This window comes from Oceaniglobus ichthyenteri (assembly GCF_003057885.1).
Classification (GTDB): Bacteria; Pseudomonadota; Alphaproteobacteria; order Rhodobacterales; family Rhodobacteraceae; genus Oceaniglobus; species Oceaniglobus ichthyenteri.
Window position 1 is genome coordinate 227,928 of sequence record NZ_QAGK01000002.1, and the last position, 14,707, is coordinate 242,634.

General features: G+C 58.2%; 11 protein-coding genes. 5 read left to right on the plus strand and 6 right to left on the minus strand.

Going from position 1 to position 14,707, the window contains the following annotated elements:
• Positions 1-42: 42 nt before the first annotated feature.
• From C8265_RS04130 to C8265_RS04150, 5 genes are read left to right on the plus strand one after another with little or no spacing between them, the layout of a single operon-like run.
• Positions 43-1,005, plus strand: a complete 963-nt coding sequence (locus C8265_RS04130) for an ABC transporter permease (protein ID WP_108482715.1) — start codon at positions 43-45, stop codon at positions 1,003-1,005.
• On the plus strand, positions 1,002-1,850 hold the full coding sequence (locus C8265_RS04135; RefSeq protein ID WP_108482716.1) for an ABC transporter permease: 849 nt from the start codon (positions 1,002-1,004) through the stop codon (positions 1,848-1,850). Before C8265_RS04130 ends, C8265_RS04135 begins: the two co-directional genes overlap by 4 nt.
• Entirely contained in the window at positions 1,847-3,481 is a 1,635-nt protein-coding gene (locus tag C8265_RS04140) for an ABC transporter ATP-binding protein (RefSeq protein ID WP_108482717.1), read from the plus strand. The genes C8265_RS04135 and C8265_RS04140 overlap by 4 nt, the downstream gene beginning before the upstream one ends.
• Positions 3,482-3,519: 38 nt before the next feature.
• Complete coding sequence (locus C8265_RS04145) at positions 3,520-5,085, plus strand: FAD-dependent oxidoreductase (RefSeq protein ID WP_108482718.1); 1,566 nt, start codon at positions 3,520-3,522, stop codon at positions 5,083-5,085.
• Positions 5,082-6,410, plus strand: coding sequence for an NAD(P)/FAD-dependent oxidoreductase (locus C8265_RS04150; protein ID WP_108482719.1), 1,329 nt, complete (start codon positions 5,082-5,084; stop codon positions 6,408-6,410). The genes C8265_RS04145 and C8265_RS04150 overlap by 4 nt, the downstream gene beginning before the upstream one ends.
• 66 nt (positions 6,411-6,476) lie before the next feature.
• Here C8265_RS04150 and C8265_RS04155 read toward each other — a convergent pair whose 3' ends face one another.
• The 6 genes from C8265_RS04155 to C8265_RS04180 form a co-directional block, all read right to left on the minus strand.
• A complete protein-coding gene (locus tag C8265_RS04155; RefSeq protein ID WP_108482720.1) occupies positions 6,477-7,718 on the minus strand; it encodes a saccharopine dehydrogenase family protein in 1,242 nt (413 codons plus the stop codon).
• A 31-nt stretch (positions 7,719-7,749) separates the two neighbouring features.
• On the minus strand, positions 7,750-8,844 hold the full coding sequence (locus C8265_RS04160) for a carboxynorspermidine decarboxylase (protein ID WP_108482976.1): 1,095 nt from the start codon (positions 8,842-8,844) through the stop codon (positions 7,750-7,752).
• 220 nt (positions 8,845-9,064) lie between these two features.
• Positions 9,065-10,393, minus strand: coding sequence for an aspartate aminotransferase family protein (locus tag C8265_RS04165; RefSeq protein WP_108482721.1), 1,329 nt, complete (start codon positions 10,391-10,393; stop codon positions 9,065-9,067).
• Positions 10,394-10,398: 5 nt separating this feature from the next.
• A complete protein-coding gene (locus C8265_RS04170; RefSeq protein ID WP_108482722.1) occupies positions 10,399-10,830 on the minus strand; it encodes a universal stress protein in 432 nt (143 codons plus the stop codon).
• An 11-nt stretch (positions 10,831-10,841) separates the two neighbouring features.
• Complete coding sequence (locus C8265_RS04175) at positions 10,842-13,613, minus strand: TRAP transporter permease (RefSeq protein ID WP_108482723.1); 2,772 nt, start codon at positions 13,611-13,613, stop codon at positions 10,842-10,844.
• A 142-nt stretch (positions 13,614-13,755) separates the two neighbouring features.
• Positions 13,756-14,694, minus strand: coding sequence for a TAXI family TRAP transporter solute-binding subunit (locus tag C8265_RS04180; RefSeq protein ID WP_108482724.1), 939 nt, complete (start codon positions 14,692-14,694; stop codon positions 13,756-13,758).
• Positions 14,695-14,707 lie beyond the last annotated feature (13 nt).

Consider the following 14,707-nt stretch of genomic DNA (forward strand, 5'->3'; position numbering starts at 1 on the left):
CAACCGCACCTGCCATTTCATCCATACGGAGCCGCGCCTGAAATGATTGGCTATCTGATCAAACGTCTGTTGTTGGCGGTACTGGTGTTGTGGCTGGTATCGCTGCTGGTGTTTGTCGGCACCGAAATCCTGCCCGGTGATGTTGCGCAACTGGCGCTGGGTCAGTTCGCAACACCCGAAAGCGTGGCAACCCTGCGCACGGAACTGGGGCTCGATCAACCGGCGGCCCTGCGGTATCTCGATTGGCTGTTTGGCATCCTTCAGGGCGATTGGGGGCAATCGATCACCACCAAAACCCCGGTGGCCGACATGCTGTCGCAGCGGATCGGAAACACGGTGCTTCTGGCCGGGACAACCACGCTGATTGCAACACCGCTCGCCATCTGTATCGGGCTTTTGCTAAGCCTTGGCACCGGCGGTTGGTTGGATCGGTTGGGGTCGATCACCATTCTGGGTTTGTCGGCCACACCCGAATTTCTGATCGCGACACTGGCCGTGTTGCTGTTTGCTGTCAAACTGTACTGGTTTCCGGCGGTTGCCTATCTGTCGCCCGGCGCCAGTTGGCAGGACACTGCGCGCGCGCTGTTTCTGCCGGTGGCCACGCTTGTCATTGTGGTAACGGCACAGATCGCCCGGATGACCCGCGCCATCATCAGCAATCTGTTGGGCCAGCCATTCGCGGAAATGGCGATGCTGAAAGGTGTGCCGCGCTATAAAATCGTCAGCCAACATGCCCTGATCATGGCGGTTGGCCCCTTGGCCAATGTCGTCGCCCTGAACGTGGCCTATCTGGTCAGTGGCGTTGTGGTTGTTGAAACCGTCTTTGCCTATCCGGGGTTGGCGCGGCTGATGGTGGATGCCGTACAGGCGCGCGACATGCCGGTGGTTCAAGCCTGCGCCATGGTGTTTGGCGCGGTCTATGTGATCCTGATCCTGCTGGCCGATACATTGGCCGATCTTTTCGACCCGTTTCTGACCACATCGCGAAAGGCAACAGGGCAATGACGACAAAACCCGATCTTGCCCCCCTGCCCCGACAGCGGCCATCACTGACCCTGTGGTTCAGTTTTGGTGTGCTGGGCGCATTTGTGTTCATCGCGGTGTTCTCACCCTGGCTTGTGCCGTTCGATCCGACCGAATTTGTCACCGATCTGCCGTTTCAGGCCGGCAATGGCGCAAGCATTCTGGGCAGTGATTATCTGGGCCGCGATCTGTTTTCGCGGCTGATTGCGGGAACATCGCTGACCCTGCTTATGGGGCTTGGGGCGACGTTGCTGGCGCATCTGGTGGGTGACACGCTGGGCATGCTTGTGGCGCTGCGCGGTGGATGGCTTGACGTGGTGCTGTGCCGGATTGTTGATGTTGCGCTGTCCTTGCCCAAGATCATCGTCGGTCTGGTGGTGGTTGCCGCGCTGGGATCATCCATCACCACGTTGGTTGTCGTGACCGGCCTGATCTATTCGGCCAGCGTGTTTCGCGTGGCGCGCGCGCTGGGGCGTGATCTTGTCGGACAGGATTTCATGCGCGTGGCCCGAATGCGCGGTGAGGGGCCGGTGTGGTTGTTATTTGGTGAAATGCTGCCCCATGTGGTGCGCCCTCTTGCCGCCGATTTCGCAATCAGGATGAGCTTTGCAATCCTGTTCATGAGCAGCCTCAGCTTTCTGGGCTTGGGCGTACAGCCACCGCTGGCCGACTGGGGCGCATTGGTGCGTGAAAACCTGCAGGGGTTGGGCGGCGGGTCGCTTGCTCCGATATACCCCGCTTTGGCAATCGCATTGGTATCCATCGCCCTGAACCTGTTTGTCGATGTGTTGGGCGAACGCAATGACGCGGCGGAGCTTTCGAAATGACACAAAACCCCGTTCTTGAATTTGACCGGTTGGTCATTGCCCAAACGTCGGGCGGAAAATCCATTCTGAACGACATATCCCTGTCCGTCGCCAAAGGTGAGGTTTTGGCGCTGATCGGAGAATCTGGATCGGGCAAAACATCCCTTGCGCTCAGCGCGCTGGGCCGTATCCGCCCGGGCCTGATGGTGCGCCACGGCAATGTGCGTCTGGCGGGCCTTGATATGATCCGCGCCACCGAACAGGAATTGCGCCACCGGCGCGGCAAAAGCATCAGCTATATCGCCCAGAGTGCCGCGATGTCGTTCAATCAGCGGATGCGCCTTGACCGGCAGGTGACAGAACCCGCCGCCGTGCACGGGGCCATGCCGGCCATGGCGGCAATCAAACGGGCCCATGCGCTGTATGCCTCGCTTGGGCTGCCTGATCCGGGCCAGATCGGCGCGCGCTTTCCCCACGAAGTGTCGGGTGGGCAATTGCAACGCTTCATGATCGCGATGGGGCTGCTTCTTGATCCTGATCTGGTGGTCTGTGACGAACCGACCAGTGCATTGGACGTGACCACCCAGATCGAAGTCTTGCGCGCGCTCAAGACCGGCATCCGCGAAAACGGCACTGCGGCGCTGTTTGTCAGTCACGATCTGGCCGTTGTGGCCCAGGTGGCCGACCGTATCGCGGTGCTGAAACGGGGCGATCTGATCGAATGTGCCAGCACAACCGAGATTCTTGAAAACCCGCAGCACGACTATACCCGCGAATTGATCAGGGCCTGTCAGCGCTGGCCGGTTACCGCACGTGATCTTGTCGCCAAAAAGCCCCCGGCAGCCGCCGAAGGCGCGATTGAGGCGCGCGGTATCGTGGCCGGCTATGGCAGCGTGACCAACAACAAACCCAAGATCGAAATCCTCAAGGGCGTGTCGCTGAATGTGGCGCGGGGCCGGGTCGTGGCCATCATTGGTGAATCGGGATCAGGCAAAAGCACGCTGGCGCGGGTGATTGCGGGGCTGCACGCCCCGGCGGCGGGCACGATCACCCTGTCGGGCAAGACCCTTGCAGATCGCGGCAGCGGGCGCACCCGCGATGAAATGCGCCGCATTCAGATGGTGTTTCAATCGGCCGATACCGCACTGAATGCAAAGCACAGTGTCGGGCGGATACTGGGCCGCGTTCTGGATTTCTTTGGCGATAAATCCCCCGGGCGCATTGCCGAGCTTTTGGAAATGGTAAACCTGCCCGCCGAATATGCGCGCCGCAAACCCAGCCAGCTTTCGGGGGGTGAAAAACAGCGCGTCAATCTGGCCCGTGCTTTGGCCGCCCGGCCCGAGGTTTTGATCTGTGATGAAATCACCTCGGCGCTTGATACCGTTGTTGCCGCCTCGATCATTCGACTGGTCGAAGATCTGCGCGACCGGCTTGACCTTGCCATTCTGTTCATCAGTCACGACATGGCCACCGTTGCCGCGCTGGCCGATCAGGTTGTCGTGCTGAAACAGGGCGTCGTGGTTGAAAACGGCGCCGCACCGGATGTTTTGCTGCGCCCTCAGGCCGATTATACGCGGCTCTTGCTGGGGTCGGTGCCTGAATTGCGTATCGGATGGCTTGAGGATACCGCACCGGGTGCGCCTGCCTTGTGATCCGAAAACTGCGATGACATATTTTTGGGAGTCCTGCCTTGAGTAAAAATCTATCCGCAATCGATGGTCAGACATTCGATGTTGTCGTGATCGGTGGCGGCGCCACCGGGGCCAGCGCCACACAAAACCTTGCGGCACAGGGATATAACACCCTGCTGGTGGACAAGGGCGATTTCGGCAGCGGCACATCCAGCCGGTCAAGCCGTCTTTTGTATTGCGGGTTGGCGCATCTTTCCCCGGATTATCCAATCTGGAAATTCCTGATCCATCCCCGCGATCTTTTTCGACGGTTGTGGATGGCGGGTCTGGCGATGAAATGTCGCGCGCAACTGGTTGAAACCATGCCCGAACGCCTTTTGGCCCATACATTCTTTTTCCCGATCTATCGCGGCGGGCAATATCCCGGCTGGAAGGTCGATCTGGGATTTCGCGCGCTTGAAACACTGGGCCGGTTTCGGGTCAGCCTGAAATACCGCAGGCTGGGCGTGAAAAAGGCCGCCGAGCAATACGGCATGGCAAAACTGCTGGCCGCACGCGAAGATCTGACCAGTCTCGCGGTGTATCGCGAATACCAATACAACTGGCCCGAACGGATCTGCGTTGATACCGTTCTGGATGCCGAACGGATTGGCGCACAGATTCAGAACTATGCCAAGGTGACAAAGCTTGAACAAACCGATGGTGAGGGTTGGAAAATCCGGCTGGAAGATGCGTTGGTGCCCGGATCAGATGCCACCGTTCAGGCGCGCATGGTCGTCAACAGCGCCGGCCCCTGGGTCGACCGCGTCAACGCGGTGTCTGGCCATGAAACGCGCAAGCACTTGGTGGGCATCAAAGGCGTGAACATCGTGGTGCGCCTGCCCGACGGGTGCGAGGGGCAAGGATTGGAAACGATCAGCAGCATAGATCAGCCGTTTTATTGCATGCCTTGGGGAAAATACCATTTCTTCGGCCCAACCGAAACGGTGTTTGAGGGCGATCCCGATGACGCCCGCGTTCTGCCCGAAGAGGTGGATTTCATCCTTGATCAGGCAAACCGGCTGTTTCCCACGCTGAAACTGACACAGGCGGATGTGGTCTATTCGTGGTGTGGCGTACGCCCCCGCACATCCAGCGCCGCCACCGATGGGATCAAGGCCCTGACGATGCACGAAATGTCCGACGAAGGCATGCCCGGTATGGTGGCCCTGACCGGTGTGCCGATCATGAACCACCGCCACGCCGGGTCTATCGTGGCGGGCCGCGTCGGCCAGTCATTGAAACCCACCCGCCCGGCCACGCCACTGTCACATGCGGCAAAGCTGTTTCCCGACAATCAGAACTCGCCGCCTCTTGATCCGGAAAACCCCCATGTGAAAATGGCCGATCTGCGCCATGCCGCGCGCCATGAACGTGTGCGCACCCTGAGCGATCTTTTGTTCCGGCGCACCGATATCGGCTGGACCCCGGCGATGGGACTGGGCGCGGCACGGCGTGCGGCATCCGAAGTGGCCGATATCCTGGACTGGGATGAGGCGCGCATCAACCGCGAAGTCGCGCAATATGAAACCTTCGTGCGCGACAATTTCAACCCCGTACCCCCATCCGAAAAGGCCGAGAAATGACTGCTGCGCCGCCCGCCCGGACGGGCGATGATATCTTTCATCCTGATTTCCAACAGCGCCCGTTCTGGTGGGATGATGCCCCCCCCGATGATGGCAATACGCCATTGCCACCGCGCGTGGATGTGGCGATTGTCGGCAGCGGATATTGCGGCCTTTCGGCGGGGCTGGAATTGGCCCGGGCCGGTCTGCGGATTGCCGTTCTTGACTCCGGTCAGATCGGCGAAGGCGCCAGCACCCGCAATGGCGGCATGGTCAGCGGCGGTTTGAAACTGCCGGAAAAAATGCGCCGGAAAATGGGGCCCGAACGGTTTGAGCGTGTCATGCAGGAAGCCGCCAAATCATTCTATTATCTCGAGAATTTCCTTGAGAAGGAAAAATTCGATGCGCAATATGTCCGCTGCGGGCGCTTTACCGGTGCGCATTCCCCCGGTGCCTATCACCGGTTAGAGGCCCAGGCCGACAGCATTCATCGCAACACGGGTTTTGCCACCAACATGGTGCCCAAACAGGCCCAGCATCAGGAAATCGGCGGTGATTTCTATCACGGCGGCATGGTCGTGGCGGAAAGTGGCGGATTGAACCCAGCCCGCTATCATCGTGCGCTGCGCCAAGCGTTCATTGATGCAGGTGGCACATTGCATGGCCATTCAGAGGTGAAAAACATCGCCCGTTCCGCTGGCGGGTTCACATTGCAAACCTCAGCCGGAGATATGCAGGCCGATCAGGTTTTTGTTGCGACAAATGGCTATAGCGGGCCGGTTTGGCCGTGGCTTCGCCGCCGGATCATTCCTATTGCCAGCTATGTCATTGCAACCGAGGAATTGTCACCGGATCTGATCAGCACCCTGAACCCCAAGGCGCGGATGCTGGTCGATACAAAGCGCATTTTGTATTATTTTCGCCAATCCCCCGATGGGCGCCGCATTATATTTGGCGGACGGGCCAGTTTTCGAAACTCAAGCGAGAAAACATCGGCAAAATCGCTGCACCGCTTCATGTGCGATGTCTGGCCACAGTTGGGGCAAACCCGCATTACCCATGCCTGGAAAGGCAATGTCGGGTTTTCCTTTGATATGTTGCCGCATATGGGCAGCCATGACGGGATACATTTTGCAGGCAGTTACCAAGGCACCGGCGTGGCCATGGCCACCTATCTGGGCCATCAATCCGCGCTGAAAATGCTGGGCCGTGATCAGGCACCATCGGTTTTTGGCGAATTGCGGTTTCCCGACAATCCGCTTTATCACGGCACGCCGTGGTTTTTGCCAATTGTCGGAAATTATTACCGCGCGCGCGACCGGTTCGAACGCTGGACCGGGCGCTAACGGGTCTGTGATTGCCGGCGGGCCGCGCGGTGTTTCATCATCGCATCGGCCCGCCCCAGAGCGGGATCAGGCCCGATGCCATTCCCGGTCACCATCAGTGTCTTTCACGCGGGTCGGCAGACCGATAGTGTCCAACACCGTGAACAACGGCTTTGGATCAAGCTCTTCAACGTTCAGCATTTTTCCGTGATCATAGGTGCCATCGGCAATCAGCAAGGCCACCGCAACCGGCGGCACACCGGCGGTATAGGAAATGCCCTGACTTCCCACCTCTTGATACGCGTCCTCATGATCGGCCACGTTATAGACGAACACTTCGACATCCTGTCCGTCTTTTTTGCCTTTCACCAGATCACCGATACAGGTCTTGCCCGTATAATCCGGCGCCAATGTCGAGGGGTCCGGCAACACCGCTTTCACAACCTTCAATGGCACAACCTCAAGACCTTCGGCAGTGACCACCGGTTGTTCCGACAACAGACCCAGATTTTGAAGAACGGTAAAGACGTTGATGTAATGATCGCCAAACCCCATCCAGAACCGCACGTCGGCTTCGGGATAGTTGGCGGCCAGCGAATGCACCTCGTCATGGCCTGACAGATACGCCTTTTGTTTGCCGACCACGGGCAAATCCCATTCCCGGCCCACTTCGAACATCTTGTTTTCCTGCCACGCCCCCTGCTGCCAACTGTAAACGGTGCCGGTAAATTCGCGAAAGTTGATTTCAGGATCGAAATTGGTCGAGAAATATTTGCCATGGCTGCCGGCATTGATATCGACGATGTCGATGGATGTGACCTCGTCCATGAATTCATCCACCGCAAAGCGCGCAAACGCGTTGACCATGCCCGGATCAAACCCCGCCCCCAGAATCGCGGTCACGCCTGCCTTGGCGCAATCATCGCGCCGCTTCCATTCGTAATTCGCGTACCATGGCGGAGTTTCGCAAATCTTGGCCGGATCTTCGTGAATGGCCGTGTCGATATAGGCGGCACCCGTGCGAATACAGGCCTCAAGCACTGTCATGTTCACAAAGGGTGATCCCACATTGATCACGATTTGCGCAGCTGTGTCGCGCAACAGCTTTTCAACCGCGTCGCTGTCCATTGCATCAACGCTATGGGCCTTGAATATCCCGTCCTGTTTCATCGCCGCCTTGTCATGGACGCTTTGAATGATCGCTTCGCATTTTGAAACCGTGCGGCTGGCGATATGCAGGTCACCCAGCCTGTCATTGTTCTGCGCACATTTATGCGCCACGACCTGGGCGACGCCGCCCGCTCCGATGATAAGGACATTGCGTTTCATGTATTCAAGAGACCTCGTGTGTTTGACAGTGTCAGGAAAGCGCGGATTTGAAATCCGCATAGTCAAATTCGCGCACCTCGGTGATGGTGCCGTCCAGTTCGCGAATGGCGATGCCGGGCATTTTCACCCCGTTGAACCAGTTCTTCTTCACCATGGTATAGCCGGCCGCGTCCTGAAACGAAATCCGGTCGCCCGATTTTAACGGGGCGTCAAACCTGAACTCGCCAAAGATGTCACCGGCAAGGCAGGATTTGCCGCAAATCATCCATTCATGCGCACCGGTGTCGGGGGTGATTTTCGCCGGTTCGCGATAAATCAGCAGATCCAGCATATGCGCCTCGATCGAACTGTCGACGATGGCCAGATTTTTGCCGTTATAAAGCGTATCCAGAACCGTCACCTCAAGTGTGGCGGCACCGGTGATCGCGGCCTCGCCCGGTTCAAGATATACCTGCACGCCGAAATCATCACCAAACCGCCGCAGCCGCGCCGCCAATCGCTCCAACGGATAATCCGCACCGGTAAAGTGGATACCGCCCCCAAGGCTGATCCAGTTCATTTTATGCAATGTGTCGCCAAACCGGGTTTCGATCATCGTCAGCATTTCATCGAAGCGGTCGAAATCGTCATTTTCGCAGTTGTTGTGAAACATCAGGCCGGTGATCCGGTCGGCCACGGCGGCAATCTGTTTGGGGTCATGTTCGCCCAGACGGCTGAACGGGCGGGCCGGGTCGGCCAGATCGAACTCTGAGGTTGAGACACCGGGATTCACCCGCAAGCCGCGCACGTGGCCTTGGGATGCGGCATCAAACCTGTTCAACTGGCCGATAGAGTTGAAGATAACCTTGTCGCAATTGGCCAACACTTCGGCAATTTCATGATCGGCATAAGCCACGGAATAGGCATGGGTTTCGCCCCCGAACTTTTCATAGCCCAATTTGACCTCGTAAAGTGACGAAGAGGTCGAGCCATCCATATAGTCCGCCATGATGTCAAACACCGACCATGTGGCGAAACATTTCAATGCCAACAGTGATTTGGCCCCCGATGCCGTGCGCAGCCAGGCAATTTTTTCCAGGTTCACCAGAAGGCGTGACTTGTCGATCAGATAAAAAGGGGTGTGCAAGGAAAAATCCTCTCGGTGGGCCGATGGCGATGGTTGGAAAAACTGAAGACCCACTATGACCAATTACCCCGGCCAATGCAATTCATGCACAGCGGCCCAAGCGGCGGAATTGGCAGCACTTTTGGTCACACCCCTTCACGTTAATGCGAAAGGCGCCCGTCCCGTGCGCCCTTGGGCACGGCAACGGGTCCTGTGCGAAATTGCGCTGACCGGTCCCGCCTTAGGCGGCGATGGCCCGGTTTATTGCGCCAGAAAGCTTGCCAACCAGTTCGCCGATCTGATCATCGGTGATGATGAACGGCGGCGCCAGCAGCACGTGATCGCCCTGTTGCCCGTCAATCGTGCCCGACATCGGATAACAGATCAGACCGGCGGCAAATGCCTCTTTCTTGATCCGCGCGGCGATGCCCCGGCCGGGATCGAACGGCGCTTTGGTTTCGCGGTCGGCAACCAACTCAACACCCCGAAAAAGACCGCGGCCGCGAATATCCCCGACATGGGCATGTTGGCCAAATTCATCCTGAAGCGCAGTTTGCAGTTTCAAACCTTGCGCCTGTACCCGGCTTAAAAGATCGCGGTCCAATATTTCGCCAAGCACGGCATTGGCCGCCGTCGCGGCAAGAGCGTGGCCCATATAGGTATGGCCGTGCTGGAAAAACCCCGATCCGGCCGCGATAGCGTCATAAATTGCGGCGCTGGTCAGCAAGGCGCCAATCGGTTGATACCCGGCACCCAGCCCCTTTGCGATGGTCACCATATCCGGCGCGACCCCGTCTTCGAGACAGGCAAACATATGGCCCGTCCGCCCCATGCCGCACATCACCTCATCAAGGATCAGTAAAACGCCGTGCCGGTCACAAATCTCGCGGATCCGGCGCAGATATCCGGGCACGGCGGGCACCGCGCCGCTGGTGGCGCCCACCACCGGTTCGGCGATGAACGCCATCACGGTTTCAGGCCCCAGACGCAGGATTTCGGTCTCAAGTTCGTTTGCAACCCGCAAACCATAGGTTTCGGGCGATTCACCATCGTGGCGATCACGGTATTCGTAACAAGGGCTGATGTGGCTTGTGTCGGCCAACAGCGGCGCAAACTGCGCCCGGCGCCATGCATTGCCCCCGGCCGCAAGCGCGCCCAAAGTATTGCCATGATAGCTTTGACGCCGCGCGATCACGCGGTGGCGTTCGGGTTGACCGATTTCCAGAAAATACTGCCGCGCCAGTTTCAATGACGCCTCAACCGCCTCTGATCCGCCCGACACCAGATAGACCCGGTCAATCCCTTCGGGCGCGTTTTCGATCAAACGATCGGCCAGACGTTCGGCGGGTTCAGAGGTGAAAAAACCGGTATGGGCGAAGGCAAACTGGTCAATCTGCCCATGCAGCGCGGCGCGCACGGCAGCGTTGGAATGGCCAAGGCACGACACCGCCGCCCCCCCCGATCCATCCAGATAGCGTTTGCCATCGGCATCGATCAGATAGCACCCATCGCCCGCCACAGCAGTGGGCAACGCCCCCTTGGTCGAGCGTCCGAAAATATGTCCAGCCATGACTTTTAAGACCTTATAACAAGCACGGAAACGGGCGAACGACGCACAATACGGTCGGCGTTCGACCCCACCAGAAATTCGCGCACACGGTCAGGACGGTGTGACGCCATGACCACCAGATCACAACCGGTCTGTTCGATCACTTGCAGAACCTTGCGATGGATTTTGCCAAACGCAAGATGCTGTTTGACCTTGATATCGCTTGGAACATGCTCTTCCACCAGTTTATCGAGCGCCTTGCTCGCTGCCTCAACGGCCAGCTTTTCGTAATTGCTGGGGAAAAAGCCATCAACCAGGGGCGTGCCCATATCCGGCACCACCGACATGACATGCAATCGCCCGCCCGAGGTGCGGATCAGTTCAATCGCCGCTGGCAGCGCCTTTTCCCAGGATTCCTTGGTGTTCAGATCAAGGGTCAGAAGAACCGTATTGAACATCTTCTCTCTCCTCAGGCGAGTGCGGTTTTACGGGGCGCGCGCGCGTTGCGCCCCCGCTGCAGGAATACGATCAGGCCCAACAGTAACAATGCCGGAATGAACATCCAGTATTTGCTGGGTTGTGGCACAGGTTTCAGAACGCGCACCACCTCTTGGTCCCAATCCAGCCCCGCCTCGGCGGCGGCGCTGCCATAGGCCACGTCGTCGATGAACATCCTGTCCCCCTCCTCGCGGAAGGTCAGGCCGGCATTTTCCAGTTTTTCCGCGCCTGTTGCACCTGCGGTGATCGGAACAAGCGCCACAAATTCAATCGGATCGCCGAGATCATTCAACCCCGCCACGCGCACCCTCAGGGTTTGCCCGATGTCGGTATCGGCCGCGGCCTCGGTGATCGCGGCGGGCGCTTCTTCAAGATAGGGGGCGCTGACCATATCCATCCAGAAACCCGGACGGAACAGGGTAAATGCGATCAGCAACAAAACGATGGTTTCATAAAACCGGTTCCTGGCCAGAAACCACCCCTGTGTCGCCGCCGCAAACAGCAGCATCGCCACGGTTGCCACGATAAACACGAATATACCCTGAATCAGTGTCACATTGATCAACAGCAGTTCGGTATTGAAAATGAACAGAAACGGCAGGGCCGCCGTGCGCAAACTGTAGAAAAACGCGACAACCCCGGTGCGGATCGGATCACCGCCCGAAACCGCCGCCGCCGCAAAAGAGGCAAGCCCGACAGGCGGCGTTACATCGGCCATGATGCCGAAATAGAACACAAACAAATGCACGGCAATCAGCGGCACGATCAGTCCGTTCTGTTGACCCAGTGTCACGATGACCGGGGCCAAAAGCGCGGAAACAACGATATAGTTCGCCGTTGTCGGCAGCCCCATGCCAAGGATCAGAGACAGGATCGCGGTCAGAAACAGGATCGCCAGGATATTGCCGCCCGACAGAACCTCGACCACATCGGCAAGGGCCGATCCAACGCCAGTCTGGCTGACCGCGCCGACGATGATACCGGCGGTTGCGGTGGCAATGCCGATGCCAATCATGTTGCGCGCGCCAACCACCAGACCTTCAAGAAGATCACTCGCCCCTTCTTTGACGCGGGCGCCCATCTGGCCTTCGCCGCGCAGCATCGCCATCAGCGGGCGCTGTGTGATCAGAATAAAGATCATGTACATCGTCGCCCAGAATGCCGACAGGCCCGGCGACAGACGATCCACCATCAGCGCCCAAACCAGAACGACAACCGGCAGGATAAAATGCAGGCCCGACCGCACGGTTGGCCCGGGCATCGGCAATGTGGTCACCGCCGCATTCGGATCATCCAGTTTCAATGGTGCCTCTTTCGATGCCACATAAAGCAGCCCGACATAGGCCGCCGTCAGCACCAAAAAGACGATATAGGGTGCCGCAACCGGAAAGGCGGGGCGGATCCAGCCCATGCCGTAATACACAAGAAACGACAGCGCACAGACAAGCGCGACACCAAACACAAACCCGACCAGCCGCCGAACCAGCGGCTTTGGCTCATAGGGCCTTGGCAGCCCCTCCATCCCGGCCTTCAACGCCTCAAGATGCACGATGTAAACCAGCGCGATATAGGAAATGACTGCGGGCAGGAACGCATGTTTGACCACGTCAAAATACGGAATGCCGACATATTCCACCATCAAGAACGCAGCGGCGCCCATGACCGGTGGCATGATCTGACCGTTGACCGACGAGGCAACCTCGACCGCGCCGGCCTTTTCGGAACTGAATCCGACCTTTTTCATCAGCGGAATGGTGAATGTGCCCGTGGTCACAACGTTGGCAATGCTGGACCCCGAAATCAGACCGGTCATCGCCGATGAAACGACGGCGGCCTTGGCCGGGCCACCCTTCATGTGACCCATCAGCGAAAATGCGACCTGAATGAAATAATTGCCCGCCCCGGCCCGGTCGAGAAGCGAGCCAAACAAAACGAACAGGAACACGAAACTTGTCGACACACCAAGGGCGATGCCAAACACACCCTCGGTCGTGATCCATTGGTGGTTCACGATTTCCGACAGGTTGTTGCCCTTGTGGGCAATGATGCTGGGCATCTGTGGCCCAAGAACGGTGTAGAGCAAAAACAGGGTGGCCACGATCATCAGGGCCGGACCCAACGCGCGGCGCGTGGCCTCAAGCAGCAGCATGATACCAATGACCGACACCACGAAATCCTGCAGGATCGGCGCACCGACCCGGCCCGAGATATCGCGGTAATATACAAACAGATACAGTGCCGCGGCCGCCGCAACAATCGCCATCGCCCATTCCCAAAGCGGCACCCGGTCCTTTGGGCTTCCGGCGACAATCGCGGCGACCAAGGTCAAGCCGACAACCGGAATCCACCAGATCGACGTGCCTTCCTTTGAGCTGACAACAAAAAGATAGGACAGTAAAATTGGAATAACGACGCCAAGGCCCAGTTGGAATTTCGACCGCGTCGCGGGAAAGGCAGCAAAGGCCAGAAAAATCGCAAAGGCCAGATGAATGGACCGGCTTTCGGTGTCGTTGAAAACGCCCCAACCGACGATGAACGGGATGGGCGACGCGATCCAAAGCTGAAACAGGGACCACGCCAGCGCGACCAGCATCAGGAATGTTCCGACCGGGCCGGTTACATTGCGCCCGCCGGTATCGGCAGAGGCGACAAGCGCATCCAATTCCGACTGATCCAGACCGCCGCGCCCGGCCGCCTCGGTTTCGACGCGCGCAGCCTTATATTGGTTCGGATCGTCGGTCATATTTGTCCCCCCGGTCACCCGCTCTGGACGGGCGAGATTTTTTATAACTTTTTTATAACGATAATTGGGCCGACTTTGTCAGAAAAATCGTGGTGCCGGTGGCCACCCCGAAAGGCGGCCACCGGCGTCAGTCAGGCAGAACTTACATCCAGCCTTTTTCTTTGTAGTAACGCTCGGCACCGGGGTGCAGAGGGGCAGCCAGACCATCCTTGATCATCTGCTCTTCGGTCAGATTGGCAAAGGCGGGGTGCAATTTCTTGAAGCGGTCAAAGTTGTCGAACACGGCTTTGACCACCTGATATACTGTTTCCTCATCCACATCGGCAGAGGTTACAAATGTTGCCTTCACCCCAAAGGTGACGGTGTCATCTGGCGATCCTTCGTACATGCCGCCGGGGATCGTGGCAGTAGCGTAATAAGGATTGTCAGCGATCAGCGCGTCGATTTCGGGGCCGGTAACGGAAACAAGAGTGGTTTCCACGGTCGAGGCCGCCTCTTGGATCGAACCGTTGGGGTGGCCAACGGTATAGATGATGGCGTCAACCTTGTTGTCACCCAATGCTGCGGCCTGCTCGGCAGGCTTCAGCTCGGATGCCAGGGCGAAATCGTCCATTGTCCAGCCCAAAGCGTCCATCACGACCTGCATCGTGGCATACTGGCCCGATCCGGGGTTGCCGATATTGACGCGCTTGCCCTTCAGGTCGGCAAATTCCTTGATGCCGGCATCGGCGCGCGCAACGACGGTGAACGGCTCGGAGTGAACGGAAAAGACGGCCCGCTCCTTGTCGAACTTGTTGCCCTCGAAATCGGATGTGCCGTTAAAGGCGTGGTACTGCCAATCAGACTGGGCAACGCCCATGGTCATGTCACCGGCCATGATCGCATTGATGTTGGCAATCGATCCACCGGTCGAGGGCGCGGTGCATTTCAGGTTTGTCTCGGCCGTGGTGCGGTTCACCAGACGGCAGATCGATTGACCGACAACAAAATAAACGCCGGTCTGTCCGCCGGTGCCGATTGTAATGAATTGTTCCTGAGCATGCGCTCCGGTCCCTGCGATCATCGCGCCAGCCAGGGCCATTTGCTTTAGTATC

Bases quoted from the DNA above. Each gene is read 5' to 3' on its own strand.
- C8265_RS04140 (WP_108482717.1), top strand. From the start codon at position 1,847: ATGACACAAAACCCCGTTCTTGAATTTGACCGGTTGGTCATTGCCCAA.
- C8265_RS04150 (WP_108482719.1), top strand. From the start codon at position 5,082: ATGACTGCTGCGCCGCCCGCCCGGACGGGCGATGATATCTTTCATCCT.
- C8265_RS04180 (WP_108482724.1), bottom strand. From the start codon at position 14,694: ATGGCCCTGGCTGGCGCGATGATCGCAGGGACCGGAGCGCATGCTCAG.
- C8265_RS04170 (WP_108482722.1), bottom strand. From the start codon at position 10,830: ATGTTCAATACGGTTCTTCTGACCCTTGATCTGAACACCAAGGAATCC.
- C8265_RS04135 (WP_108482716.1), top strand. From the start codon at position 1,002: ATGACGACAAAACCCGATCTTGCCCCCCTGCCCCGACAGCGGCCATCA.
- C8265_RS04175 (WP_108482723.1), bottom strand. From the start codon at position 13,613: ATGACCGACGATCCGAACCAATATAAGGCTGCGCGCGTCGAAACCGAG.
- C8265_RS04165 (WP_108482721.1), bottom strand. From the start codon at position 10,393: ATGGCTGGACATATTTTCGGACGCTCGACCAAGGGGGCGTTGCCCACT.
- C8265_RS04130 (WP_108482715.1), top strand. From the start codon at position 43: ATGATTGGCTATCTGATCAAACGTCTGTTGTTGGCGGTACTGGTGTTG.
- C8265_RS04155 (WP_108482720.1), bottom strand. From the start codon at position 7,718: ATGAAACGCAATGTCCTTATCATCGGAGCGGGCGGCGTCGCCCAGGTC.